Genomic DNA, 24128 nt, shown 5'->3' on the forward strand with positions numbered 1-24128 from the left:
GTGCAACGACACATGACCTCATCCACACGGGGCAGAGGGCGGCTCGCGGCCGTCTCTCTGGCGATCGGGGCCCTCGTGCTCTCGGCCTGCAGCAGCGGCGGGGGCAACGAGGAGGATCCCGTCGAGAACAAGCCCGACAAGGCCAGGGCCGAGAACTACTCGCTCGGCACCGCGACCGACTCCACCGGGCCGGCGGCCGACGTGCCCGGCGCCAAGAAGGGCGGGACGGTCAACGTCCTGCAGCGTGACGCCTTCACCTATCTCGACCCGGCACAGATCTACTACGCCGACATGCTGACCGTCCAGATGCTCTACAACCGGTCGCTGACCACCTACAAGGTCGACGACAAGGGCCAGGTGAAGCTGGTCGGCGACCTCGCCACCGACACCGGCAAGTCCTCGGACGGCGGTAAGACCTGGACGTACACGCTCAAGGACAACCTCAAGTTCGAGGACGGGTCCCCGATCACCTCCGCCGATGTCCGGCAGTCCATCGAGCGGCTCTACGCCAAGTGGGCCACCGACGGTCCGCTGTACATCCCGCAGTGGCTCTCGGGCGACGGCCAGAGCTTCCGCAAGGCGCTGCCGGACGGCCCGTACAAGGGCAAGCACCTGCCCAAGGACGTGCTCGACACCCCGAACGACAAGACGATCGTCTTCCACTTCAAGGCGCCGCACGCGGACACCCCCTACGCGGTAGCCATGCCGAACGTCGGCGCGGTGCCCTCCGACGGCAAGAAGGACACCGCCGACAAGTACACCAACCACCCGGTCTCCTCCGGCCCGTACAAGATCGAAAAGCTGAACCCGGGCAAGTCGCTGACCCTGGTGCGCAACGACAAGTGGGACCCGCAGACGGACGCGGTCCGCCACCAGTACCCGGACAAGTTCGACATCCGCTTCGGCATCCAGGAGCCCGACTCCGCCCGCCGGCTGCTGGCCGAGCGGGGCAGCGACAAGCAGGCGATGAGCTTCACCAACGCGGTCACGGTTGAGGCCGCCCAGGAAGTCGCCAAGGACGCGGGCGCCAAGTCGCGCACCTTCCTGGAGGTGCAGCCGTACGTCGACTACATGGCGATCAACATGGACCGGATCAAGGACAAGAAGGTCCGGCAGGCGCTCGCCTACGCCATGCCCAACGACCAGATCCTCGGCCAGTTCGGCGGCAAGCGGGCCGGGCAGGTGGCGGGCAACCTGCTGGCTCCCTCGCTCGCCGGGTGGAAGAACTTCGATCCCTTCGGCAAGACGAAGAAGGGGAACGAGGGCGGCGACACCAAGAAGGCCAAGGAGCTGCTGAAGGAGGCGGGCAAGGAGGGGCAGGAGATCGTCTACGCCTACCCCAACACCACGGAGTACCAGAACGTCTCCGTGGTCGTCGTCAAGGCTCTGGAGGCGGCCGGGTTCAAGGTGGAGAAGAAGGAGATCGACTCCAACAACTACACCACCGAGATCGCCAAGGTCGACAACGGCTTCGACATCTACCGCGCCTCCTGGGGCGCCGACTGGCCGGTCGGCTCGACCGTGGTCCCGCCGCTGTTCGACAGCAAGAACGTCGCCGATGGCTCGCAGAACTACTGGCACCTCAAGAACAGCACGGTCGACTCCGAGATCGCCCGCATCCTGAAGATCACGGACGTGGAGAAGGCGTCGGGTGAGTGGGTCACGCTGGCCAACAAGATCCTCACCGACGATGTGCCGGCCGTCCCGCTCTTCTACAACCGCCAGTGGAACATCTGGGGTTCGGGCCTCGGTGGCATCAAGTACCACTCGGTGTATGGAACTGCCGACCCGACCGCGGTGTATGTGAAGTAGCAGTCGGTTACCCCATCAGCCCCCAGGGCACGCTGTCCGCCACCCTCCGCGGGTGGCGGACAGCGCCGCCCGTCCGATCCGCCCTGGTCGCCCAAGGCGCCCGTACCGGAAGACCCGCGACGCCATGCTTCGTTTCCTCGTACGCCGCTCTCTCGGCGCGATCGTCATCATCCTCCTGATCAGCGCGATCACGTTCTTCCTCTTCTTCGCGCTGCCCTCCGAGCCGGCGCAGCTGGCCTGCGGCAAGAACTGCGGCCCGGACGCCATCGCCCTCATCAACAAGAACCTGGGCCTCGACGAGCCCGTCCCGCTCCAGTACTGGCACTATCTGGTCGGCATCTTCGCCGGCCGGGACTTCGAGATCGGCCACTGCCCGGCCCCCTGCTTCGGCTACTCCTTCCGCAACTCCCAGCCGGTCTGGGAGACCATCCTGGACCGCTACCCCACGACGCTCTCGCTCGCCGTCGGCGGCGCCGCCGTGTTCCTGATCATCGGGGTGTCCATCGGCATGATCGCGGCGGCCAAGCGCGGCACCTTCACCGACAAGTTCTTCAGCTCCCTGTCGCTGATAGGCAACTCGCTGCAGATCTACTTCGTCGGCGTCATCGCGCTGTGGCTGCTGGTCGACACCTGGGGCCTGATCGACCGGCCCGAGTACACGCCGATCACCGAGAATCCGGCCAAGTGGTTCAGCGGGCTGCTGCTGCCCTGGCTGGTGCTCTCCATCATCTTCATCGCCAACTACAGCCGTATGACGCGCTCCCAGATGGTCGAGCAGCTCAACGAGGAGCATGTGCGCACCGCACGGGCCAAGGGGATGTCAGGGCGTACGGTCTTCTTCCGCTACGCCTGGCGCGGCGCGATCGCCCCGATCATCACCATCGTCGGCATCGACCTGGGCTCGCTGTTCGGCGGCGCGATGATCACGGAGTTCACCTTCACCCTGCACGGCCTGGGCCGGCTCGCCGTGGAGTCGGTGACCGAGAAGGACCTCCCGATGCTGATGGGCGTGATGCTCTTCAGCTGCACGGCGATCGTCATCGCCAACATCATCGTCGACGCGCTGTACGCCGTCATCGACCCGCGCGTGCGCCTCGCCTAGGAGATGTCCCGTAATGCCAGATGAGATGTCCTGTCCCGGTGTGGGTGGCGTGGTGTTTGCCGGGCCGTGCCCTGCCGACCGCGACCACGCGCCGGTACCTGGCCCGGCACAACACTCAGGCGCGCAGGCAGTTCTTGGACTTCGCGGTGCCCTTCCTGTGGTGAACGGGGATCAGCGTGCCGTCCACCAGCCACAGCTCGCGCCGGTCGGTGGGCGACGGGTCGAGCAAGGCCGCCAGGTGGGGTGCGAAGTCAGCGATCGCGCGGTGGACGGCGGAGTCGGAGGTCCCGATCAGGAAGCCCAGTTGCAGCATGGTCAAGTTGGTGCGGCAGGCCAGTGTGACCAGCGGCACCCGGTCGGCATAGGCCAGAGGCCATGGGCGTCCCCGGCCGCGGTCGGGGCGGCGGTGCCACAGCCGGGTGATCAGCATCTTCAACTGTGGGCCGGACAGGCCGGTCCAGGCCCGCGGTTCGGAACTGGAGCAGGAGACCACACAAAGATGCACACATCAGACCGTAACTCGAACTGACGAGCCGTGGTTATACCTGACGCTGGCCCGCGGAGAGGAGGGAAGATGAAGATGCCGCCGCGACAGCAGCCTGTTTCTGCTTCGGGGGAGGGTCGGCGGTTTCGAGGGTCGAACAAGGCCGAGCCGTGGCGGCGGGAGAAGGATGCCGCGGTGTCGGTGATCCGGCTGCCGCTGGTGGTGGACGACCCGGCGGCCCGGCGCCGGATGGAGTTGCTGTTCGCGGCGATGTGGCAGGTCAAGCGGGCTCTTCAGCGCGACGCCCGGGCAGTGGTGGACGCCTACTGGGCCGGTGACGTGCGCCGCGAGAGCGATGCGATGGCGTGGCGGGCGGAACTGGGCCTGTCCCGTACCGGGCTGGAGCAGCGCGCCTACGCTCATGTGGAGCGCTCAGGCCGGCTGGGCGACCATGTTTCCAAGGCTCTGGCGATGCATCAGGCTGATGAGGTGTGGGCCGGTGTGGCCCGGAGCCTGCACCCTGACGCTTCCGGGCAGCGGGCCGGACGCCCGCGCACCGGCAGCTGGTGGGAGTACACCCGTATCCCCGGCCGGGCCCGCTCCCACACAGTGGAGCGAAAATGGGAGACATTCCGTCTGCACGGAACCCTGACCGGCCACCTGAACGCCTTCCGGCACCCCGCACTGCCCGGCCACATCACCACCCCCACGCAGACCGCGGCCTTGCCCCCGGGCGCCTCCGTCCTCGCCCAGCCCCACAACCTCCCCACGCCTCACCGCCCCACAGGCCGCATCCCCACCAGCAACGGCAGCGACAGCGCTAACACCCCCGGGCGTGCTCGTACCCGGGCGGCGACCTGGTTCGACTACACCGGACCACTGACCGTGGTCTTCGCCGGCGGCCCGAACAGCACCGACGGGGACCAGGTGCTGGTGGTCTCCTTCCCCGCCACCGGCCATCCCGACCACGGCCCCGTCCGCGCCGACACGATCACCCTCACCGAAGCCGAGCAGCATGCCCTGACGGTACGGCGGCGCAAAGCCAAACGCCGCCAGCGCGCCCTGGACCGCTCCCGCCGTTCGACCAACCCCGCCCAGTACCGGCCCTCCCGCCGCCAACAGGCCCGCGACGAGCGCCGCCACACCGCCGGGCTCCCGCCCAGGGCCACCGCCACCCCCGCAGGACCACGCCGCACCACCACCGCCAGGAAGCCCGCCCAGCCCTACCGCCACGACCAGCTCAGCACCAGCTACCGCACCCTGCGAGCCCGGCACGCGATGGCCGCCGCCCGCGAAGCCGAAGCCAAACACCACCGCGCGAGACGCATCGCCGCCGTACTGGTCGCCGCCCACGGCCCGAGCCTGACCGTCGAGGACTGCGACATCCGCACCTGGTTCCGCTTGTGGGGCCGTGCCTGCTCGGCCACCACCCCCGGGCGGCTGATCACCCAACTGGCCGCCGAGTGCACCGCCACCGGCGGACGGCTCCTGCGCGCCCCGACCTTCACCACCGCCCTGTCCCAGCAGTGCCTGTGCGGCCGACGCGTACCCAAGTCCCTGCGGCAGCGCACCCATGACTGTGACCCGGCCGAAGGCGGCTGCGGGCTGCGCGGCGACCGTGACCTCGTCTCGGCCTCCCCGGCCGCATTCACCACCCTCGCCGACCCCGACGACCCCACCACCGCCCGCCTGGACCACACCCGCGCCCGCACCGCCCAGATCCTCTTCGCCGAAGGGCTGCAAGAAGCCCTGTCCGAGTCAACCGCACCGAAGTCCGCGCCCTCGGGCCGGACCCGCGCGGCAGCCGAACCCCGCCGGAACACCCTTCCCCGGGAACGGACGGCCTCTGCTCGGCGAAACGCCGGACCCTGCACCGTGGCAACCCCGGATGAGACCCGACCCGCACCCGAGCGGCCCAAGGCCCACGCCGGAACGACACGACCGCACACCGGCCGCCCCCGTACACACATACGGGACAAGTCTTAGGAGTACGACCGACGTGACCACCCTGACCAAGTCCGAGGCCGCCCCGGCCCCCGCCACAGGCGACGCCTTTCTGTCCGTGCGAGACCTGTATGTGCGCTTCGCCACCGAGGACGGCGTCGTCAAGGCCGTGGACGGGCTGTCCTTCAACCTCGAGCGCGGGCGCACCCTCGGCATCGTCGGCGAGTCCGGCTCCGGCAAGTCCGTCACCAACCTCGCCGTCCTCGGCCTGCACGATCCGCGCAACACCGAGATCCGCGGCGAGATCGCGCTCGACGGCCAGGAGCTGACCCGGGCGCCCGAGCGCTCCCTGGAGAAGCTGCGCGGCAACAAGATGGCGATGATCTTCCAGGACTCGCTCACCGCCCTCTCGCCCTACTACACCGTCGGCCGCCAGATCGCCGAGCCCTACCGCAAGCACACCGGGGCCTCCAGGCGCGAGGCGTGGGAGCGCGCCATCGAGATGCTGGAGAAGGTCGGCATCCCCAACGCCAAGCTGCGGGTGCGCGACTATCCGCACCAGTTCTCCGGCGGTATGCGGCAGCGCGCGATGATCGCCATGGCCCTGGTCTGCGATCCCGACCTGCTCATCGCCGACGAGCCGACCACCGCCCTGGACGTCACCGTCCAGGCCCAGATCCTCGACCTGCTCAAGGATCTCCAGCAGGAGTTCGGCTCCGCGATCATCCTCATCACCCATGACCTGGGCGTGGTCGCCAACACCGCCGACGATCTGCTGGTCATGTACGCCGGCCGGGCCGTGGAGCGCGGCACGGTCCGCGAAGTGCTCCGGTCCCCCCAGCATCCGTACACCTGGGGGCTGCTGGGCTCCATGCCGCGGCTGAACTCCGCCGTCGACGAGCCGCTGAGCCCCATCCCCGGCGCCCCGCCCAGCCTGCTGTCCCCACCGCCCGGCTGCCCCTTCCACCCGCGCTGCGCCCACACCCAGGAGGTCGACGGCGACCGGTGCGCCACCGAGCGCCCCTCGCTGCCCGACGGGCGGGGCGCGGCCTGCCATCTGGCCGCCGACCGCAAGCAGACCATCTTCATCGAGCAGATCAAGCCCCGGCTGGCCTAGGAGAGACGGACCATGAGCAGCAACGCGTCGGCCGCGTCCGGGGAACCCCTCCTGGTCGCGGAGAAGCTGACCAAGCACTTCCCGATCATGGGCGGCTTCCCCTTCAGACGGAAGGTCGGGGCCGTCCAGGCGGTGGACGGCATCGATCTGACCGTGCGGGCGGGCGAGAGCTTCGGCCTGGTCGGCGAGTCCGGCTGCGGCAAGTCCACCACCGGCCGCCTGCTGACCCGGCTCCTGGAGCCCACCGCGGGGACCATCAGCTACCAGGGCCAGGACATCACCCACGCGGACCGCAAACAGCTGGCGCCGATCCGCTCCGAGATCCAGATGATCTTCCAGGACCCGTACTCCTCGCTGAACCCCCGGCAGACGGTGGGCTCGATCATCTCCGGGCCGATGGAGATCAACGGCATCGAGCCGCCGGGCGGCCGCGAGGCCCGGGTGCGCGAGCTGCTGGAGACCGTGGGCCTGAACCCCGAGCACTACAACCGCTTCCCCCATGAGTTCTCCGGCGGCCAGCGCCAGCGCATCGGCGTCGCCCGCGCGCTCGCCCTCGAACCCAAGCTCATCATCGCCGACGAACCGGTCTCCGCGCTCGATGTCTCCATCCAGGCCCAGGTCGTCAACCTTCTCCAGGAGCTCCGCCGCGAGCTGGGCATCGCCTTCCTCTTCATCGCCCATGACCTCGCCGTCGTGCGCCACTTCTCGCAGCGCGTCGCGGTCATGTACCTCGGCAAGATCGTCGAGGTCGGCGACCGCGACTCCATCTACCACCGCCCGCGTCACCCCTACACCCACGCCCTGCTCTCCGCGGTCCCCGAGGCCGTCCTGCTGGACGAGGAGTTGGACGACGGCGGAGCCGGGGCCCCCGAGTCGAGCGGCACCGCGCGCCGCGAGCGCATCCGCCTCGCCGGCGACGTCCCCTCCCCCATCAACCCGCCCTCCGGCTGCCGCTTCCGCACCCGCTGCTGGAAGGCCCAGGACAAGTGCGCGCGGGAGGAGCCCCCGCTGATCCGCCTCGAAGGCAACCACGAGGGCCATCTGTCCGCCTGCCACTTCCCCGAGGCCCCCAGCGTCGCGGCCCGCGAGCAGGACGTCATCCTCGACCCGGCGCTGATCGCGGCGGAGGACATCCACAAGGCCTGAGGGCACCAGTCACGTGCGGCACGAGTGGTAGCTTCGCCGACGTGGAGACCCTGGTCCATCTGCGGCGAGCGCGCGACCTCATGGACGCGCGCTACGCCGAGCCGCTCGACCTGGCGGCGATGGCCGCCGAAGCCGGGTTCTCCCGGTACCACTTCGCGCGTCAGTTCCGGACAGCGTTCGGCGAGACACCGGGCGGCTATCTCAGCCGACGGCGGGTGGAGCGCGCCAAGGACCTCCTGGCCTCGGCCAACCTCACCGTCACCGAGATCTGCATGGTCGTTGGCTTCAGCAGCCTCGGCTCGTTCTCCCGCCGTTTCACCGAGCTGGTCGGCTGCTCGCCCTCTGTCTACCGGCGGCGCATGACCGCCCGCGGTGGCCCACCGACGATCCCGGGATGCTTCGTAATGGCCTGGGCGCGGCCCGTGCCCGATCCCAGCAATCGCGGATAAGCGGCCCGCCCGGCGTCGGCCCTAGCGTGAAAGTCCACACCGCACAGGAACAGACGGAAGAGTGGACATGATCACCAGGCTCACGCACACCACCATCTACGTCCTCGACCAGGACTCGGCGAAGAGCTTCTACGTCGACAAGCTCGGCTTCCAGGTACACAACGACATCGTCATGGGAGAGGAGTTCGAGGGCTCCGGCCAGGGCTTCCGATGGCTCACCGTCAGCCCGCCGAGCCAGCCGGAGGTCGTGTTCATCCTCGCTGACTGCCGCATGGGCCACGCGCCCGACAGCGCCGAGCAGATCCGGGCCCTGGTCGCCAAGGGTGCGCTCGGCGCCGGCGTACTGGCTGCCGACGACTGCCACAAGACGTATGCCGAGCTCAGCGAACGGGGCGTGGTCTTCCTCCAGAAGCCCGCCGAGCGGCCCTACGGCATCGAGGCCGTCTTCCGCGACGACTCCGGCAACGTGTTCAGTCTGACCCAGCGGCGGTAACCGATGAGCGAGAACAGCACCCCTGATGAGCCAACCGCCGCGGCGGAGAGCACGGCGGTGCGGGTCGCCCTGTGGCGGGCCCTGCACGCCCAGGCCGACCCCGCGCCGCATGTACTCGAAGACGAGATCGGCCTGCGCCTGGCCGCCCCGGACGACGGCTGGCGCCACCGCCCGGACATGGATCCGCACGCTACAAGCCGCAACCGGGCATCCATTGTGGCCCGAGCCCGCTTCATCGAGGACCTGGTCGCGGCAGAGGCCGACCACGGCGTCAGCCAGTACGTCATCCTCGGCGCCGGCCTGGACACCTTCGCCCAGCGCAGCCCTGAGATCGCCTCCCGCCTGCGGGTATTCGAGGTCGACCAGTCCGGACCCCAGGCCTGGAAGCGGCAGCGCCTGATCGAGCTCGGCTTCGCCGTCCCGGAGTGGCTGAGGCTCGTGCCGGTCGACTTCGAGGCGGGCGGGTCCTGGTGGGAGCGGCTGACCGCCGCCGGCTTCGACACAGCCCGGCCGGCCGTCGTGGCCTCCACCGGCGTCGCCATGTACCTCACCCGGGATGCGATCACGGACACCCTCCGCCAGATCGCGGCGCTGGCCCCCGGCTCCACGCTGGCCATGACGTTCATGCTGCCCCTGGAACTCATGGAAGCGGAGGAGCGTCCCCGGCAAGAGGCGACAGAGAAATTCGCGCGCGCGGCCGGGACGCCTTTCCTCAGCCACTTCGCCCCGCCGGAGATGCTGGCGCTGGCCCGTGAATCCGGTTTCGGCCAGGCCCGGCACGTATCGGCGGCCGACCTCGCCCAGCGCTACTTCGCCGACCGGACGGACGGGCTCCGGCCGTCGAGCGCGGAGCAGCTGCTGGTGGCGACCGTCTGAGAGCGGCAGTACGGGGTGCCGAGCCCCAGGACTGGTAGCGTCCGAGCGCGTGAACAACAGCGTGTACGTGGGCAACGCGGGCAAGGACGCCGCACTGGACCGGGGGTGGATCCTCGGACACTTCAAGGACGCCGACGATCCCCGACACAGCGATGCCGTGGAGATCAAGTGGGGTGTGCACCCTCCGGGTGACGAACGAGCCGAGTGGGTGCGCGGCGAGGAGCGGACCGCGCTCCTGGTCCTCATCAGCGGCCGCTTCCGCGTCGAGCTGCCCGGCCGCAGCGTTCTCCTGGAAGAGCAGGGCGATTACGTCGTATGGGGGCGCGGAGTCGACCACTCCTGGTTCGCGGAGGAGGAGTCGGTGGTGCTGACAGTCCGCTGGCCGTCCGTGCCCGGCTATGCGGTGTAGCGAGTGAAGGTGTGCACGCGCCCCACCACCGTGAAACCCCGGCGAGCGTACCAACGGCGGGGCCAGTCGTCGCCGTCCGCGACCAGGAAGCGGAGGGTGCAGCCCGCGGCGGCGGAGCGGTGGAGGGCGTCGGCCAGGAGGGTGTCCGCGTGGCCGTGGCGGGTGTGAGGGTCGGCGGTGACCAGGTCCTCGACCTGGGCGATGCCGTCCGCGGAGGCCAGGTAGAGGTCGGCCCAGGAGGCCAGGTCGCCGCCCGCGGCGTACACGCCGAGGAACTGCACCCGCTCGGCCCCGCGCAGCCGGGCGGTGCGCCGCTCTACGAGCTGGCGGATCGTCTCGTCGTCGGCGTGCGGCATCCAGCGGCGCTGTTGCCGGGCGAGCGCGGGGGCGAGTGCCGGCAGGTCCAGGGGCTCGGCGCGGGCCGGGGCGGCGGGTGGTGTGGGGCCCGTGTGGGTCATGACGAGCTCGGTGCCGTGGCCATAGCCGACCCGGGTGAGGTAAGGCGCGCAGGCGGCGCCCAGGGCGTCGTCGTGGATGGTGAGGTGGCGGTGGGGCAGGGCGGCCATGGACGCCTCGGCGAGGTCGGGGACCTCTGCGGGGGACACCGACCCGTCGAGGTGGAGTTGGTTGTGTTCGTGGGAGCGGGCATAGTCGTCGTCCAGCACCAGGAAGCCGCCGGGCACCTCCCTCACCTCGGCGGCCTGGCGGCGCGCGAAGGAGAGCCGGAAGGCCGTGGCGCGGTGGAGATCGTTCGATGGCATGGAGGGATCGTAGGTGCCCGGCGCGGGGTCAGGAGGGTGGGTCGTCAGCCGCTGGGCGCGGGCAGCCGTTCTGCGGCGAAGTGGCAGGCCGAGGGGTGTGCGGCCGGGCCGCCCGGAGCTTGAAAGGCCGGGGGCACCACGAGCCGGGGCACTTCCACCGCGCAGCGGTCCTCGGCCCTCCAGCAGCGGGTGCGGAAGCGGCACCCGGAGGGCGGGTTGGCCGGGGAGGGGACGTCACCGGCCAGGAGGATGCGCTCACGGCCCTCGCGGGGCTCGGGATCGGGCACCGGGACCGCGGACAGCAATGCCTGGGTGTACGGATGGGTCGGGTGGTCGTAGATCTCGGTGTCGGTGCCGAGCTCGGCGAAGCGGCCCAGATACATCACCGCCACCCGGTCGGAGATATGGCGGACGACGGACAGATCGTGGGCGATGAAGAGGTAGGAGAGGGCGAACTCCTCCTGGAGCCGCGCCAGCAGATTGACGACCTGGGCCTGCACCGACACATCCAGCGCGGAGACCGGCTCGTCGCAGATGATGATCTCCGGGTTGAGGGCCAGCCCGCGCGCGATGCCGATGCGCTGGCGCTGACCGCCGGAGAACTGATGCGGATAGCGGTTGATGTACTCAGGATTGAGGCCGACCACATCCAGCAGCTCCTGCACCTTGCGGCGACGGTCCCCCTTCGGAGCCACCTCCGGATGGATCTCGAAGGGCTCACCGATGATGTCGCCCACCGTCATCCGCGGATTCAGCGAGGTGTACGGGTCCTGGAACACCATCTGGATATTCCGCCGGACGGCCTTCAGCGCCCGCCCGGACAGCTTGGTGATGTCCTCGCCCCGGTAGCGGATCTCCCCCGCGGTCGGCCGCTCCAGGTTGACCAGCAGCCGGGCGAGGGTGGACTTGCCGCAGCCGGACTCGCCGACGACGCCCAGGGTTTCGCCGCGCCGCAGCTCGAAGGAGACGCCGTCGACGGCCTTGACCGCGCCGACCTGGCGCTTGAAGACGACGCCCTGGGTGAGCGGATAGAGCTTGGCCAGGTCGCGCACCTCCAATACCGGTTCGCGAGCGTGTTCAGGGGGCTGCGATGGCATCGCGGGCATCGAGCTCGTCCTTCCAGAAGTGGCAGGCGCTGGTCCGCTTCGCGGGCGCGTCCCCGTACGCCGCGTCCCCGTACGCCGCGTCCCCGTACGCCGCGTCCCCGTACGTCACCACGTACAGCGGCGGCCGTTCGGTGCGACAGATGTCCTGGGCGCGCGGGCAGCGCGGGGTGAAGGGGCAGCCGGGCGGGAGGTCCGCCGGACCGGGCGGCAGGCCCTTGATCGCGTACAGCTCCCGGCCCCTGTCCGCACCCCCACCGTCGAGTCGCGGCACCGAGTCCAGCAGCCCCCGGGTGTACGGGTGGGCCGGGCGGCGGTAGAGGTCGCGTACGGGCGCGGTCTCGACGATCCGGCCCGCGTACATCACCACGATGGTGTCGGCGACATCGGCGACCACACCCAGGTCATGGGTGATCAGGATCAGACCCATGTCGTACTCGCGCCGCAACTCCGCGAGCAGGTCCATCACCTGGGCCTGGACGGTGACATCCAGCGCGGTCGTCGGCTCGTCCGCGATGATCAGGTCCGGCTCCAGCGCCAGCGCCATGGCGATCATGATCCGCTGGCGCATACCGCCGGAGAACTGGTGCGGATAGTCGCCCACCCGCTCCCTCGCCGCCGGAATGCGCACCCGGTCCATCAGCTCGACGGCCCTGGCACGCGCGGCGCGGCGCGACAGTCCCTGGTGGACCTCGTACATCTCGGCGAGTTGGGCGCCCACCGACACCACGGGGTTCAGCGCGGAGAGCGCGTCCTGGAAGATCATCGCCATGCGGGCGCCGCGCACCCGGCGGCGCTCCTCCTCGCCCAGCTCCAGCAGGTCCCGCCCCTGGAAGAGGATCCGCCCGCCGGTCACAAAGGCGGGCGGCGAGTCCAGGATGCCCATGATCGCCTGGGCGGTCACCGACTTGCCCGAGCCCGACTCACCCAGCACCGCGAGCGTCCGGCCCGCGTCCACCCCGTAGCTGACCCCGCTCACGGCCTCGGTGACGCCGTCCCTGGTGCGGAATTCGACCCGCAGGTCCCGTACGTCCAGCAGCCGCGGCACGGCGGGCTGCGACCCGGATGGTGCGCTCATTCCCCGCTCCTCAGCGCAGCTTCGGATCGAGCGCGTCGCGCACCGCGTCGCCGAGCATGATGAACGCCAGCACGGTGATGCTCAGCGCCCCGGCCGGCCAGAGCAGCATGTGCGGGGCGTTGCGGATCTGGGTGGAGGCGGAGGAGATGTCGATCCCCCAGGAGACGGTCGGCGGTTTGAGCCCCACGCCGAGGAAGGACAGCGTGGCCTCCAGCGAGATGTAGGTGCCGAGCGCGATGGTGGCGACGACGATCACGGGGGCCACGGCATTGGGCGCGATATGCCGCAGCAGCGTCCGGGTGTCGCTCGCGCCGAGCGCCCGCGCCGCCTGGACGTAGTCGTGCCGTTTGGCGGTCAGCACGGCCCCGCGCGCGATACGGGAGATCTGTGGCCAGCCCAGCAGCACGATGAAGCCGACCACCGGCCACACCGACCCGCTGGTGACCACGGACAGGAAGACCAGCCCGCCCAGCAGGATCGGGATGCCGAAGAAGACATCGGCGATCCGTGACAACAGCGCGTCCCACCAGCCGCCGTAGTACCCGGCCAGCCCGCCCAGCACGCTGCCGAGCAGGGCCGCGCCCGCGGTGGCGCAGATGCCGACGGCGATGGAGGCGCGGGCCCCGTAGACGGTGCGGGTGTAGACGTCGCGGCCCTGGAGGTCGTAGCCGAAGGGGTGGCCGGGCGCCGGGCCGTCCTGCGCCTTGGACAGATCGCCGCGGTACGGATTGCCGTCCGTGATCAGCTCCGGCCAGATCGCGATCAGTACGAGGAAGACGATGACCAGGGCGGAGACCACGAAGACCGGATTGCGGCGCAGGTCCCGCCAGGCGTCGGACCACAGCCCGCGGGGCGCCGCGGCCCGCCCCGCGGGGCGCCCCGGGCCGCGTCTGCCCGCGGGCACCACGGGTGTGGGCGCGGGGGCGCCCCGCAGCGCCTGGGTGTCGGTCGCGGCCAGGGCCTGTGCGCCGCCGCCGGCCGGGGCGATGGCTTGGGGGGTGTCAAACGGCTCAGGCATACCGGATCCTCGGGTCGAGCACGGCGTAGAGGAGGTCGACAAGCAGGTTCGCCAGCAGGAAGACGATCACGAGGATGGTCACAAAGCCGACGACCGTTGGGGAGTTCTGGCGCAGGATGCCCTGGTAGAGCTGGTATCCCACGCCATGGATGTTGAAGATCCGCTCGGTGACGATGGCACCGCCCATGAGCGCGCCGATATCGGTGCCGAGGAAGGTCACCACGGGGATCAGGGAGTTGCGCAGCAGATGGCGGACGATCACCCGGCGGCGCGGCAGCCCCTTGGCGACGGCGGTGCGCACATAGTCGGCGTGGGCGTTCTCCACGATGGAGGTACGGGTGAGCCGGGTGGTGTACGCGAGGGAGACCAGGCCCAGCACGACGCCCGGCAGCACCAGTTGGCCCAAAGGCGCGTCCGGCGCGACCGAGGGCGTGGTCCAGCCCCACTTCACCCCGATCACGTACTGCAGCACCGAGCCGCTGACGAAGGTCGGGACGGAGACCACGACCAGGGTCAGCAGCAGCACCGAGGTGTCCAGGCCGCGCCCCCGCCGCAGCCCGGTCGCGACGCCGAGGGTGAGCCCGAGGGCCATCTCGAAGAGCACGGCGACGACGGTCAGCCGGAGGGTGACGGGGAAGGCGTCGGCCATCAGGTCGGTGACGGGCCGGCCGTCGAAGGCGGTGCCGAAGTGGCCGCTGAAGACCTGCCCCATGTAGTGCGCGTACTGCCGCCACAGCGGCTCGTCGAGGTAGAGGTCCTTGCGGATGCGCGCGGCGGTGGCCGGGTCGGGGGCCCGGTCGCCGAAGAGGGCTGCGACGGGGTCGCCCAGCGCGTACACCATGAAGAAGATCAGGAAGGTCGTGCCCAGGAACACGGGGATCATCTGGAGCAGCCGCCGGAGCGCATGACGGCCCATGGCTCAGCCGACCTTGATCCGGTCGTAGACCGGGACGCTGAACTGGTTGAGGGCCACATCGGCGAGCCGCGGCGAGTAGCCCGCGCTGCCGTTCTGGTACCACAGCGGGATGGCGGGCATCTGCGTGGCGAGGATCTTCTCGGCGTCCTGGAAGGCCGCGATGGCCGCTCCGTCTCCCGACTCACCGTTGGCCCGGTCGACGAGCCGGTCGAAGGCGGTGTCGCTCCAGTGGCCGTCGTTGGAGGAGGCGTCGGTGTAGTACAGCGGCTGCAGGAAGTTCTGGATCAGCGGGTAGTCCATCTGCCAGCCGGCCCTGAACGGCCCGGTCATCCGCTTGTTGGTCATCTTGTTGCGGTAGTCGGCGAAGGTGCCCACCGGTCTGCCGACGCAGGCCCGGTCGCTGCGCAGCACGTTGTTGACGCTGTTGCAGACCGCGTCGACCCAGTCCTTGTGGGAACCGGTGTCGGCGTTGTAGGTGATGGTCATCCGGCCGCCGGGCAGCCCGCCGCCCGCCTTGATCAGCGCCCTGGCCCGTACCGGGTCGAAGGAGCAGGCGTCGCCGCACAGGCCCGGCCGGTAGCCGCCCTGGTGGCGCAGCACCGGGGAGGTCCAGTCGGTGGCCGGGGTCCGGGTGCCGTGGAAGATCCGGTCGGTGATCTGCGGGCGGTTGATCGCCATGGAGATACCGCGCCGCAGCTTCGCCGAGCCCGGCCCCCGCCAGCGGCGGTCGTACATCGGGAAGGTGAGGGTCTGGATGATGCCCGCGGGCTGGTTGATGTACCGGTTCCCGAGGTCGGAGCGGACGAACTTCAGCTGGGCGGCGGGCACATCGTCCACCAGGTCGAGATTGCCCGCCTGCAGATCGGTGTAGGCGGTGTTGCTGTCGGTGTAGACGCGCAACTCGACGCCCTTGTTGCGGGGCTTGTCGGGGCCCGGGTAGCCGTCGCGGGCGCGCAGCTTCATCACCGAGCCCTTGGCGTACGAGACCACCTCGTACGGGCCGTTGCCGACGGGTTTGCGCAGCCAGGCGGCGTGGTCGTCGAAGAAGGCGCGGGGCAGCGGCGCGTAGGCGTTGTAGCCGAGCGTCTTGGGCCAGCTGGAGAACTTCTGCGTGAGCTTCACCGTGAAGGTCCGCTCACTCTTGACCCGCAGTCCGGACAGCGTCTTCGCGGTGGGGCGGCCGGTGGCCGGGTGGACCTTGTCGTAGCCCTGGATGTACTCGAAGAAGTACGCGTTGCGCTGCTTGTTGTCGAGCAGCGCGCCGTAGTTCCAGGCGTCCACGAAGGACTTGGCGGTGACCTTCTCGCCGTTGCCGAACCGCCAGCCGTCCTTGATGGTGACGGTGAAGGTCCGCTGGTCGGCCGACTGGATCCGGTCGGCGAGCGCGTTCCTGGCCTCACCGGTCACGGGGTCGTACCGCTTGAGCCCCCGGAAGATCATGTCCAGGACCTTGCCGCCCTGGACGTCATTGATATTGGCCGGCTCCAGCGGGTTCGGCGGGTCGCCCCAGGAGGACCGTACGACGCCCTTGGGCGCGTCGCCGCCGCCGCAGCCGGTCGCGGCGAGGGCCAGGACCAGCAGGCCGAGAACCGGCAGGGCGGGGCCCACCGGCACACAGACGGCCCGCGATCCACACCGAAGGCACCGAGCGCGCGCGGCGATGCGCATGGGTGCCTCCCGAGGGTGGGTCCGAGTTCCGCCTTAGGCCCATATGACATCCCATGAGATGACGTTCCGCATCCGCGCGACAGCCATCCGTGTTCGGAGGGGGCGGGGTGAGCCTCATCGAGGGGACTGTCGGTGGGCCCCAGTAGGCTCAAACCCGGCATCGAGCAGGACGGCACGGAGGGCTCATGGAGATCTGGACCGACGGCACGCTGGTGGTCCAGGCATGCGAGGAAACAGGCACCGTTCGTGTCCTCCGCGACTCCGCGGTGATCGGCGAGTCGACGGCCGAACACCCCCTGGGCCGGAGGACCCCGCTGGCGGTCGATACGGGCGCCGACCGTATCTGGGCCGGCCATCGCCTCCAGGAGTTCCGGCTGAGCGACATGTCCTCGGTCGCTACCCATGAGGGGCCGGTCCTACGAGTGGCCGGGCTCGGCGACGGCCGGCTGGCGGCGGTCCTCCCTTCCGCCGACGGGGTGTGCCGACTGGCCGTCGGGCAGCCGGGCCGGTGGGAGCGTGAAGTGACCCTGGACGACCTCGGCCAGGCGGTGCCCGGTCTCGCGGCGACCGGCGAGCACCCCTTCACCCGCGCGATCGGCGGCGACCCGACTCTGACCGTCACCGAGCACGGGCTGGTCGTCGCTGACGGCCGGCGAGGAGTCGTGGCACATTTCACCCACGACCTCGAACCGCTGGGGCTCTGGCATGCCGGTGGCGCCGACGAAACCGAACTGACGGGCTACGCCACGGCGCGCGGCATCCTCGTCACCGCCCGCTGGGCGGCACGCGAATCCCACGTCGGATGGCTCACGCCCGACGGACCGGAGCATCTGCTCAACAGCTACGGCGCGTTCGCCATACCGGCGGATGACAACCGGTTCTGGTTGGTCGGGGACTTCGAGGTGGCGCTGGTCGACCACGGCGGCAACACCATCACCTCGGCGTCGGCGGGCGCGGGCCGGGTGCGAGCCGCGCACGCCTCGGGGTCTTCGTGCACGATGAGCAGCACCACGTCCGTTCGCATCGCCACCGCCACGGACGAGGGGATCGCCGTGCGCAAGGTCGACGTCGGTGGACTGTCCGACATCGCCGCGGTCTTCGACCCGGACGTCGAAGGGGACAGGTCGTTCTACCTGTCGCTGCTGGCGGCCATAGCGGGATGCAGCGTCCGCCACGGCTATTCCTCACACCGCGACGAAGACAACCATCTGCACATTCTCGTCCAAGAGATACGGCCCGGCATGGAACAGAAAGTGGAGAAGGCACTACGAACCGCAGGCGCGATCCACGTCGACACCGTGGATCCGGCCCGAAGCCCGTCGTGCTGCCGCCGTTAGACCACGTCAGCGCTGACACCGGAGCGATGGGGACACTCTCTGACCGCAACCAGCTCTACCGTGCGCCCCATGAACGACACCACGCACGGCGCCCGCCCCGCCATCCACCCCTACCGCATCGCCATCCCCCAACCCGACGTCGACGACCTGCGTGAGCGCCTGACCCGCACCCGCTGGTCCGATGAGCTGCCCGGCGTCGGCTGGTCCTACGGCGTTTCGCTCGACTACGTACGCGAGGTGGCCGACTACTGGGCCGGGGAGTTCGACTGGCGGGCGCAGGAGGCTCGGCTCAACGCGTTTCCGCAGTTCACCACGGACATCGACGGGCAGCGGGTGCACTTTCTCCACATCCGCTCCCCCGAGCCGGCCGCCCTGCCGCTGCTGATCACCCACGGCTGGCCCGGCTCGGTCGCCGAGTTCACGGAGATCATCGGCCCGCTGACCGACCCCCGCGCCCACGGCGACGACCCAACGGACGCCTTCCACCTCGTCATCCCCTCCCTCCCCGGCTTCGCCTTCTCCGGCCCGACCCGCGAGCCCGGCTGGGGCATCCGTCGCATCGCCACCGCCTGGCACGAGCTGATGCGGCGCCTGGGCTACGAGCGCTACGGGACGCAGGGCGGCGACTTCGGCTCGCTCATCTCCCCCGAGGTGGCGCGGGTGGCCCCGTCCGAGGTCATCGGCGTGCACGTCAACGCGCTGGTGACGATCCCCTCCGGCGACCCCGCCCAACTGGAAGGACTCACCCCCACGGAGCAGACCCGCCTGGCCGGGACCCAGCGCTGGCGCCGCGACCTGTCCGGCTACGCCGCCATCCAGGGCACCCGCCCCCAGACCCTGGCCTACGGCCTCGCCGACTCCCCCGCCGGCCAACTCGCCTGGAACCTCGACTGGTTCGCCGCCCACGGCGACAAGCCGGACGCGCTCGACCGCGACGCCGTGCTGACCAACGTCTCGATCTACTGGTTCACCAATACGGCCGGATCTGCCGCCCGGCTCTACAAGGAGGCGGCGTCGGTGTGGACCACACCCCCGGAGCGCTCCAAGATCCCCACGGGTGTGGCGGTCTTCCACGGAGACGGCGCCATCCGCCGCCTCACCGAGCCACACCACACGATCACCCACTGGTCGGAGTTCGACGCGGGCGGGCACTTCGCGGCGATGGAGGTGCCGGAGCTGCTGATCGGCGACGTACGGGCGTTCTTCCGTACGCTGCGCTGACGGTTGGGGGGAGGACGGGCGGATCGGACACGCGGAGATACGGATCGGCGACTCGATCGTCATGCCGTTCGACGCTCCGCCCGGCTGGCCGCCGACGCCCGCCTTCCTGCGCCTCTACGTCGAGGACGCCGAGGCCACGCACCGCAGGGCCGTCGCGGCCGGCGGCACGTCCGTGACCGAGGTGACGCACCTCTTCTTCGGCGACCCGAAGTGGACCGAGGCGATGGCGTACGTCCAGGGCGCCGGCTTCTTCCCCGAGACTTCTGCCCTCGGAGGGTGACTCGCCTCCGTCTGCCGGGGTCAGCCGTGGCTGATGACGACCTTCCCGAAGCCGCCGCCCGACTGGACGTACCGGAAGGCATCCGGCACCTCGTCGAACGGGAACACCCGGTCGATCACCGGACGCACCCGATGCGCCGCGACCGCCCGGTTCAGCTCGGTGAAATGGGCCCGGCTCCCCGTGGCGACCCGCCGCAGCACCGCGCCCGCGCCGAACAGGACCGCAGGGTCGAGGGGCTTGGCTCCCTCGGCCCCGGACAGCCAGCGGCCGACGAGCGCCACCTCGCCGCTGACCGCGACGGACTTCAGCGACTGCTCCAGTGGGCCCGACGGATCGACGACCCGATCGACGCCGTGGTCATCGGTCAGGGCGCGTACGTCCTGCCACCACTGCGGGCTCTCCCGGTAGTTGATCACCTCGTCGGCCCCGAGCGCCCTCAGCCGCTCGGCCTTGGCCGCGCTGGACGTGGTCACGATCACCCGGGCGCCGGCCAGCTTCGCGAACCGCAAGGTGAACAGCGAGACGGCTCCCGAGCCGAGGGTCAGCACGGTCGAGCCGGGGCGCGGCGCGGCGCCCGTGGTCAGGGCGTTCCAGGCGGTCACCGCCGCCAGCGGCAGCGTCGCGGCCTCCTCGTACGACAGATGCTCCGGGATGGGCACGACGCCGTCCTCGCTCAGCACCGCGTACTCGGTCAACATGCCGTCGATCATGGTGCCGAGCTGTGCGGCGTTCTCGCGCAGGAACGGGCCGTCGTGCCAGCGCGGAAAGACGGCGGCGGCCACCCGGTCGCCCACCTTCACCCGCCCCACGTCCTCGCCGACGGCCACGACCTCCCCGACTCCCTCACAGCCAGGCACCACGCCGGGCGTGATCGGCAGCGGATAGTTGTCGGCCAGCACCATCAGATCGCGGAAACCGATCGAGTTCGCGCGCATCCTGACCACGACCTGTCCACGTCCCGGCTCGGGCTCGTCCCGGTCCTGGACGGTCAGCCCGGCGAGGCCGTGGCCCGGAACAAGGTGGTAGCTCTTCATAAAACGGCCTTTCGCAGTCGTTCGGTGGTTGTGCCGAGCGATCCTGCGAGGCGGCCCGCCGTGCGGCAATTCCCTGGAGGGAATCGCCGCCTGCCACCACCTCCGGATACAACTACGAGGGTGAGCAGCAGAATCGAGCAAACGGGTGTCGGCGCCGAGCTGAGACGCTGGCGCCGGGCGCGCCGGCTCAGCCAGCTCGAACTGGCCGCGCTGGCCGACACCACCCAACGCCACCTGAGCTTTATCGAAAGCGGCCGCTCCCAGCCGGGCCGCGCGATCCTCATCCGGCTCGCCGAATCGCTCCGCCTGTCCCTACGGGAGCGAAACGACCTGCTCGGCAAGGCCGGTTACGCCCCCGTGTTCGCCGAGTCGGGCCTGGACGAGTCCGCACTACGGCCGGTCCGTACCGCCCTCGAGCAGATCCTGCACGGCCATCTGCCCTACCCGGCGCTCGTCATCGCGCCGTACGGACGCGTGGTGGCGGCCAACGACGCCGTCGAGGTCTTCACCGAGGACGCGGACCCCGAACTGCTCGTGCCCCCGGTCAATATGCTCCGGCTCATGCTCCACCCGGACGGGATGGCCCACCGCGTCCGCAACCTCCCCGAGTGGGGCCGTCACGTCATCGAAAACCTCCGCGCCCGGGCCCGACGCAGCCCGGACCCCCGCCTCGACGCGTTCACCGACGAACTGGCCGCCTACGTCCCCCAGTCCCCCATCGGCCCCGACCACCTCGGCTTCTCCGTCCCCATGCGGCTGGCGTCGGCGGACGGTGAGCTACGCCTGATCACCACGCTGACCTCCTTCGCCACCGCGACGGACATCACCCTCGCCGAACTCCACCTGGAGGCGTTTCTGCCCGCCGACCAGGCCACGGCGGAACTCCTCCGGATGCGGGCGGAGCGGCGCCGAATCGGTGCGGCCACGAGCACGGTCGGTGCGCCGCCCGCCGAGGTATGACGCGGGCGCCTGTGCGCGGGCCACACGCCGAATGCCGCTCAGCCGCGCGCGTGATCGACGTGCGTCCTCGCCGAGAGCGAGCGAAGAATTGAAATAAAGGCAGTTCAGAGTCGATCTGAGAAGGTGACAGTGATGCGGAACTCGATCGTACGCACCTTGGCCACCGGTGCTGCGGCGGCCCTGCTGGCCAGTGGAGCGGCAGTGACCTCCACGAGTACCGCTTCCGCGACCCCATCGCCCACGCCTTCGCCCACCATGACGGGCAAACACTGCAAGGAGATGTCGTCCAAGACCAAGACGGTCACCCATAACGGCAAGACGTACAAGGTCTGGATTGAGGGCCACAAGGTCTGCGTCATGAAGTGACCGTCATCGGGCACTAGATCATCCGGTCGGACTCCCCAGCCTTCGCCGCCCGCGGGAACGAGCGGAGCGCGGCCGGGGTCGCGGCTATGACGACCTCCGGGTCGTCGCGTGGGTCCTTCGCCCTCCGGGCCTCCGGAGCCAACGCGGCCCGTTGGCCGACGTCGACAAGCCGCTGTTCCCCATGCCGCCACCCGATGAGCAGGCGCTCCGGGCAATCGACAGCACCGTCCCCATGGGCACCTTGGACGCGGCCTGCCGTGAGGTGGCCGGGTCCTGAACAACCACGAGGGCCGCCGGGACCGTCAGCACAGTCCAGGCGGCCCTCGTCGTGGCCAAGAAGAAAACCCTACGCGTGGACCACGTCCTTCTCCTCCGCGAAGTGGCACGCCGACTCGTGCGCCGCAGGCGAGTCCGAGCCCGCGAAGCGCTCGGGGATGGCGAGGAGGGGGGCCTCCTTCGCGCAGCGGTCCTCGGCCTTCCAGCAGCGGGTGCGGAAGCGGCAGCCACTGGGCGGGTTGGCCGGGGAGGGGACGTCGCCGGCGAGGATGATGCGCTCGCGGCCCTCGCGGGATTCCGGGTCGGGGACCGGGACCGCGGAGAGCAGAGCCTGGGTGTACGGGTGGGTGGGGTGGTCGTAGATCTCGGTGTCGGTGCCGATCTCGGCCACCTTGCCCAGGTACATCACGCCGACGCGGTCGGAGATGTGGCGCACGATGGACAGGTCGTGGGCGATGAAGAGGTAGGAGAGGTTGAACTCGTCCTGCAGCTTCTCCATCAGGTTGATGACCTGTGCCTGCACCGACACATCCAGCGCGGAGACCGGCTCGTCGCAGATGATGATCTCCGGGTTGAGGGCCAGCCCGCGCGCGATGCCGATGCGCTGGCGCTGACCGCCGGAGAACTGATGCGGATAGCGGTTGATGTACTCGGGGTTGAGGCCGACGACGTCCAGGAGGTCTTGGACCTTGCGGCGGCGGTCGCCCTTCGGGGCCACCTCGGGGTGGATCTCGAAGGGCTCACCGATGATGTCGCCCACCGTCATACGGGGGTTCAGCGAGGTGTACGGGTCCTGGAACACCATCTGGATGTTGCGCCGGACGGCCTTGAGGGCACGGCCGGACAGCCTGGTGATGTCCTGACCCTTGTAGAAGACCTCGCCCGCGGTCGCGGTCTCCAGGGTCATCAGCAACTTGGCGACGGTCGACTTGCCGCAGCCGGACTCGCCGACGATGCCGAGGGTTTCGCCCTGGTAGAGGTCGAAGGAGACGCCGTCGACGGCCTTGACCGCGCCGATCTGGCGCTTGAAGAGGATGCCCTGGGTCAGCGGGAAGTGCTTGACCAGGTTCCGTACCTGGAGGATGGGCTCACCGCGCTCGACGGGTGCGTCGATGGCCGCGACGGCCGCTTCCTCGGTGGCGGCCTCGACGACCTCGACCTCGGTGACGTTGGGGGTGGCGTCCACGGCCTCGGGGGTCTTCTCGGTGTCAGCCATGGATCGTCTCCTTCCAGAAGTGGCACGCGCTGCCGCGGCCCGGCAGCGGGGTGCCGTCCTGCTCGGTGACCGGCTCCAGCACAGGGACGTCGGTGCGGCAGATGTCCTGCGCCTTGGGGCAGCGCGGGTTGAAGGCGCAGCCGGTCGGGGTGTTGAGCAGGTTGGGCGGCAGGCCCTTGATCGCGTAGAGCTCCTGGCCCTTGCGGTCCAGGCGCGGGATCGACTCCAGCAGGCCCTGGGTGTACGGGTGGGCCGGGCGCTTGTAGAGCTCGTGGACCGGGGCGGTCTCGACGATCCGGCCCGCGTACATCACCGCGATCTTGTCGGCGACGTCGGCGACGACGCCGAGGTCGTGGGTGATGAGGATCAGGCCCATGTTGTACTCGCGCTGGAGCTCCGCGAGCAGGTCCATGACCTGGGCCTGGACGGTGACGTCCAGCGCGGTGGTGGGCTCGTCGGCGATGATCAGGTCGGGCTCCAGGGCCAGCGCCATGGCGATCATGATGCGCTGGCGCATACCGCCGGAGAACTGGTGCGGATAGTCGCCCACCCGCTCCTTGGCGGCCGGGATGCGCACCCGGTCCATCAGCTCGATGGCCTTGGCCTTGGCTGCCTTCTTGGACAGGCCCTGGTGGACCCGGAACATCTCGCCGAGCTGGTAGCCGACGGAGAGCACCGGGTTCAGCGAGGAGAGCGCGTCCTGGAAGATCATGGCGATCCTCCGGCCGCGGATCTTGCGGCGCTCCTCGTTGGACATGGTGAGCATGTCCTCGCCGCGGAACAGGATCTCGCCCTGCGGGATCTTCCCGGGCGGCATGTCGAGGATGCCCATGATGGCCTGGGCGGTCACCGACTTGCCCGAGCCGGACTCGCCGAGCACGGCCAGAGTTTCGCCCGCGCTGACGCTGTAGTTGACGCCGTTGACGGCCTTGGCGATGCCGTCCCGGGTGTGGAACTCCACATGCAGGTCGCGGACTTCCAGCAGCGGGGTGCCGTCGTCGGCCTCACGCTGCCCGGCGGGGGCGCTCGCGGTCTTTTCGATGGTGGTCACGTACGCCCTCC

The 24128-nt window shown here is 70.0% G+C and carries 25 protein-coding genes; 15 read left to right on the top strand and 10 right to left on the bottom strand.

Annotated features, from left to right (window positions below):
* The first annotated feature begins 12 nt into the window (after positions 1 to 12).
* Positions 13 to 1812, top strand: coding sequence for an ABC transporter substrate-binding protein (locus ACH4U7_RS27635; RefSeq protein WP_398530510.1), 1800 nt, complete (start codon positions 13 to 15; stop codon positions 1810 to 1812).
* A 124-nt stretch (positions 1813 to 1936) separates the two neighbouring features.
* A complete protein-coding gene (locus ACH4U7_RS27640) occupies positions 1937 to 2914 on the top strand; it encodes an ABC transporter permease (RefSeq protein WP_089505001.1) in 978 nt (325 codons plus the stop codon).
* 115 nt (positions 2915 to 3029) lie between these two features.
* On the opposite strand, the gene ACH4U7_RS27645 is transcribed toward ACH4U7_RS27640, so the two are convergent.
* Complete coding sequence (locus tag ACH4U7_RS27645) at positions 3030 to 3419, bottom strand: hypothetical protein (RefSeq protein WP_398530511.1); 390 nt, start codon at positions 3417 to 3419, stop codon at positions 3030 to 3032.
* Positions 3420 to 3488: 69 nt separating this feature from the next.
* On the opposite strand from ACH4U7_RS27645, the gene ACH4U7_RS27650 reads away from it, so the two are divergent.
* The 7 genes from ACH4U7_RS27650 to ACH4U7_RS27680 all read left to right on the top strand — a co-directional run bounded on the left by ACH4U7_RS27650 (position 3489) and on the right by ACH4U7_RS27680 (position 9832).
* Positions 3489 to 5384 (top strand): transposase, encoded by a 1896-nt coding sequence (locus ACH4U7_RS27650; RefSeq protein WP_398530512.1) that lies wholly within the window; start codon positions 3489 to 3491, stop codon positions 5382 to 5384.
* A gap of 13 nt (positions 5385 to 5397) precedes the next feature.
* Positions 5398 to 6459 (top strand): ABC transporter ATP-binding protein, encoded by a 1062-nt coding sequence (locus ACH4U7_RS27655; protein ID WP_398530513.1) that lies wholly within the window; start codon positions 5398 to 5400, stop codon positions 6457 to 6459.
* Positions 6460 to 6471: 12 nt separating this feature from the next.
* Positions 6472 to 7605 (top strand): ABC transporter ATP-binding protein, encoded by a 1134-nt coding sequence (locus ACH4U7_RS27660; RefSeq protein ID WP_398530514.1) that lies wholly within the window; start codon positions 6472 to 6474, stop codon positions 7603 to 7605.
* Positions 7606 to 7646: 41 nt separating this feature from the next.
* Entirely contained in the window at positions 7647 to 8054 is a 408-nt protein-coding gene (locus ACH4U7_RS27665; RefSeq protein ID WP_398530515.1) for a helix-turn-helix domain-containing protein, read from the top strand.
* A gap of 67 nt (positions 8055 to 8121) precedes the next feature.
* On the top strand, positions 8122 to 8547 hold the full coding sequence (locus ACH4U7_RS27670; RefSeq protein WP_398530516.1) for a VOC family protein: 426 nt from the start codon (positions 8122 to 8124) through the stop codon (positions 8545 to 8547).
* A gap of 3 nt (positions 8548 to 8550) precedes the next feature.
* Positions 8551 to 9423, top strand: a complete 873-nt coding sequence (locus ACH4U7_RS27675) for a class I SAM-dependent methyltransferase (protein WP_398530517.1) — start codon at positions 8551 to 8553, stop codon at positions 9421 to 9423.
* Positions 9424 to 9472: 49 nt separating this feature from the next.
* The gene (locus tag ACH4U7_RS27680; RefSeq protein ID WP_398530518.1) at positions 9473 to 9832 is read left to right on the top strand and encodes a signal peptidase I; all 360 of its coding nucleotides are present in this window, start codon (positions 9473 to 9475) and stop codon (positions 9830 to 9832) included.
* Here ACH4U7_RS27680 and ACH4U7_RS27685 read toward each other — a convergent pair.
* From ACH4U7_RS27685 to ACH4U7_RS27710, 6 genes are read right to left on the bottom strand one after another with little or no spacing between them, the layout of a single operon-like run.
* Positions 9820 to 10593, bottom strand: a complete 774-nt coding sequence (locus ACH4U7_RS27685) for a GNAT family N-acetyltransferase (RefSeq protein ID WP_398530519.1) — start codon at positions 10591 to 10593, stop codon at positions 9820 to 9822. The genes ACH4U7_RS27680 and ACH4U7_RS27685 overlap by 13 nt on opposite strands.
* A 44-nt stretch (positions 10594 to 10637) precedes the next feature.
* Positions 10638 to 11699, bottom strand: a complete 1062-nt coding sequence (locus ACH4U7_RS27690) for an ABC transporter ATP-binding protein (RefSeq protein WP_398530520.1) — start codon at positions 11697 to 11699, stop codon at positions 10638 to 10640.
* Complete coding sequence (locus ACH4U7_RS27695; protein ID WP_398530521.1) at positions 11671 to 12774, bottom strand: ABC transporter ATP-binding protein; 1104 nt, start codon at positions 12772 to 12774, stop codon at positions 11671 to 11673. The genes ACH4U7_RS27690 and ACH4U7_RS27695 overlap by 29 nt, the downstream gene beginning before the upstream one ends.
* Positions 12775 to 12784: 10 nt before the next feature.
* Complete coding sequence (locus ACH4U7_RS27700) at positions 12785 to 13792, bottom strand: ABC transporter permease (protein ID WP_385620482.1); 1008 nt, start codon at positions 13790 to 13792, stop codon at positions 12785 to 12787.
* Positions 13785 to 14708: an ABC transporter permease gene (locus ACH4U7_RS27705; RefSeq protein ID WP_398530522.1), complete on the bottom strand. Its 924-nt coding sequence runs from the start codon at positions 14706 to 14708 to the stop codon at positions 13785 to 13787. Before ACH4U7_RS27705 ends, ACH4U7_RS27700 begins: the two co-directional genes overlap by 8 nt.
* A 3-nt stretch (positions 14709 to 14711) precedes the next feature.
* A complete protein-coding gene (locus ACH4U7_RS27710) occupies positions 14712 to 16376 on the bottom strand; it encodes an ABC transporter substrate-binding protein (RefSeq protein ID WP_398530523.1) in 1665 nt (554 codons plus the stop codon).
* A gap of 185 nt (positions 16377 to 16561) precedes the next feature.
* Between ACH4U7_RS27710 and ACH4U7_RS27715 the strand changes: the two genes are divergently transcribed.
* From ACH4U7_RS27715 to ACH4U7_RS27725, 3 genes are all read left to right on the top strand, one after another.
* The gene (locus ACH4U7_RS27715; RefSeq protein WP_398530524.1) at positions 16562 to 17713 is read left to right on the top strand and encodes a hypothetical protein; all 1152 of its coding nucleotides are present in this window, start codon (positions 16562 to 16564) and stop codon (positions 17711 to 17713) included.
* 69 nt (positions 17714 to 17782) lie between these two features.
* Positions 17783 to 18934 (top strand): epoxide hydrolase family protein, encoded by a 1152-nt coding sequence (locus ACH4U7_RS27720; RefSeq protein WP_398530525.1) that lies wholly within the window; start codon positions 17783 to 17785, stop codon positions 18932 to 18934.
* A 61-nt stretch (positions 18935 to 18995) separates the two neighbouring features.
* Positions 18996 to 19214: a hypothetical protein gene (locus tag ACH4U7_RS27725; protein ID WP_398530526.1), complete on the top strand. Its 219-nt coding sequence runs from the start codon at positions 18996 to 18998 to the stop codon at positions 19212 to 19214.
* 20 nt (positions 19215 to 19234) lie between these two features.
* On the opposite strand, the gene ACH4U7_RS27730 is transcribed toward ACH4U7_RS27725, so the two are convergent.
* The gene (locus tag ACH4U7_RS27730; RefSeq protein ID WP_398530527.1) at positions 19235 to 20248 is read right to left on the bottom strand and encodes an NAD(P)-dependent alcohol dehydrogenase; all 1014 of its coding nucleotides are present in this window, start codon (positions 20246 to 20248) and stop codon (positions 19235 to 19237) included.
* A 120-nt stretch (positions 20249 to 20368) separates the two neighbouring features.
* Here ACH4U7_RS27730 and ACH4U7_RS27735 point away from each other — a divergent pair, with 120 nt between their 5' ends.
* The 3 genes from ACH4U7_RS27735 to ACH4U7_RS27745 all read left to right on the top strand — a co-directional run bounded on the left by ACH4U7_RS27735 (position 20369) and on the right by ACH4U7_RS27745 (position 21851).
* Positions 20369 to 21208, top strand: a complete 840-nt coding sequence (locus ACH4U7_RS27735; RefSeq protein ID WP_398530528.1) for a helix-turn-helix domain-containing protein — start codon at positions 20369 to 20371, stop codon at positions 21206 to 21208.
* Between the two features lie 132 nt (positions 21209 to 21340).
* Positions 21341 to 21574, top strand: a complete 234-nt coding sequence (locus ACH4U7_RS27740; RefSeq protein ID WP_398530529.1) for a hypothetical protein — start codon at positions 21341 to 21343, stop codon at positions 21572 to 21574.
* 151 nt (positions 21575 to 21725) lie between these two features.
* Positions 21726 to 21851: a hypothetical protein gene (locus ACH4U7_RS27745; protein WP_398530530.1), complete on the top strand. Its 126-nt coding sequence runs from the start codon at positions 21726 to 21728 to the stop codon at positions 21849 to 21851.
* Positions 21852 to 21920: 69 nt separating this feature from the next.
* Here the strand turns inward: ACH4U7_RS27745 and ACH4U7_RS27750 are convergent, their stop codons facing one another.
* Positions 21921 to 23066, bottom strand: coding sequence for an ABC transporter ATP-binding protein (locus ACH4U7_RS27750; RefSeq protein ID WP_398530531.1), 1146 nt, complete (start codon positions 23064 to 23066; stop codon positions 21921 to 21923).
* Positions 23059 to 24117: an ABC transporter ATP-binding protein gene (locus ACH4U7_RS27755; protein WP_398530532.1), complete on the bottom strand. Its 1059-nt coding sequence runs from the start codon at positions 24115 to 24117 to the stop codon at positions 23059 to 23061. Before ACH4U7_RS27755 ends, ACH4U7_RS27750 begins: the two co-directional genes overlap by 8 nt.
* Positions 24118 to 24128: the final 11 nt, after the last annotated feature.

It is taken from the genome of Streptomyces sp. NPDC020845, from assembly GCF_044334165.1.
GTDB lineage: Bacteria > Actinomycetota > Actinomycetes > Streptomycetales > Streptomycetaceae > Streptomyces.

What these genes read in the sequence shown, in the direction of transcription:
- ACH4U7_RS27635 (WP_398530510.1), top strand. Translation starts at nt 13, where the DNA reads ATGACCTCATCCACACGGGGCAGAGGGCGGCTCGCGGCCGTCTCTCTG.
- ACH4U7_RS27640 (WP_089505001.1), top strand. Translation starts at nt 1,937, where the DNA reads ATGCTTCGTTTCCTCGTACGCCGCTCTCTCGGCGCGATCGTCATCATC.
- ACH4U7_RS27650 (WP_398530512.1), top strand. Translation starts at nt 3,489, where the DNA reads ATGAAGATGCCGCCGCGACAGCAGCCTGTTTCTGCTTCGGGGGAGGGT.
- ACH4U7_RS27660 (WP_398530514.1), top strand. Translation starts at nt 6,472, where the DNA reads ATGAGCAGCAACGCGTCGGCCGCGTCCGGGGAACCCCTCCTGGTCGCG.
- ACH4U7_RS27670 (WP_398530516.1), top strand. Translation starts at nt 8,122, where the DNA reads ATGATCACCAGGCTCACGCACACCACCATCTACGTCCTCGACCAGGAC.
- ACH4U7_RS27675 (WP_398530517.1), top strand. Translation starts at nt 8,551, where the DNA reads ATGAGCGAGAACAGCACCCCTGATGAGCCAACCGCCGCGGCGGAGAGC.
- ACH4U7_RS27685 (WP_398530519.1), bottom strand. Translation starts at nt 10,593, where the DNA reads ATGCCATCGAACGATCTCCACCGCGCCACGGCCTTCCGGCTCTCCTTC.
- ACH4U7_RS27690 (WP_398530520.1), bottom strand. Translation starts at nt 11,699, where the DNA reads ATGCCCGCGATGCCATCGCAGCCCCCTGAACACGCTCGCGAACCGGTA.
- ACH4U7_RS27695 (WP_398530521.1), bottom strand. Translation starts at nt 12,774, where the DNA reads ATGAGCGCACCATCCGGGTCGCAGCCCGCCGTGCCGCGGCTGCTGGAC.
- ACH4U7_RS27700 (WP_385620482.1), bottom strand. Translation starts at nt 13,792, where the DNA reads ATGCCTGAGCCGTTTGACACCCCCCAAGCCATCGCCCCGGCCGGCGGC.
- ACH4U7_RS27705 (WP_398530522.1), bottom strand. Translation starts at nt 14,708, where the DNA reads ATGGGCCGTCATGCGCTCCGGCGGCTGCTCCAGATGATCCCCGTGTTC.
- ACH4U7_RS27710 (WP_398530523.1), bottom strand. Translation starts at nt 16,376, where the DNA reads ATGCGCATCGCCGCGCGCGCTCGGTGCCTTCGGTGTGGATCGCGGGCC.
- ACH4U7_RS27715 (WP_398530524.1), top strand. Translation starts at nt 16,562, where the DNA reads ATGGAGATCTGGACCGACGGCACGCTGGTGGTCCAGGCATGCGAGGAA.
- ACH4U7_RS27720 (WP_398530525.1), top strand. Translation starts at nt 17,783, where the DNA reads ATGAACGACACCACGCACGGCGCCCGCCCCGCCATCCACCCCTACCGC.
- ACH4U7_RS27725 (WP_398530526.1), top strand. Translation starts at nt 18,996, where the DNA reads ATGCCGTTCGACGCTCCGCCCGGCTGGCCGCCGACGCCCGCCTTCCTG.
- ACH4U7_RS27730 (WP_398530527.1), bottom strand. Translation starts at nt 20,248, where the DNA reads ATGAAGAGCTACCACCTTGTTCCGGGCCACGGCCTCGCCGGGCTGACC.
- ACH4U7_RS27740 (WP_398530529.1), top strand. Translation starts at nt 21,341, where the DNA reads ATGCGGAACTCGATCGTACGCACCTTGGCCACCGGTGCTGCGGCGGCC.
- ACH4U7_RS27750 (WP_398530531.1), bottom strand. Translation starts at nt 23,066, where the DNA reads ATGGCTGACACCGAGAAGACCCCCGAGGCCGTGGACGCCACCCCCAAC.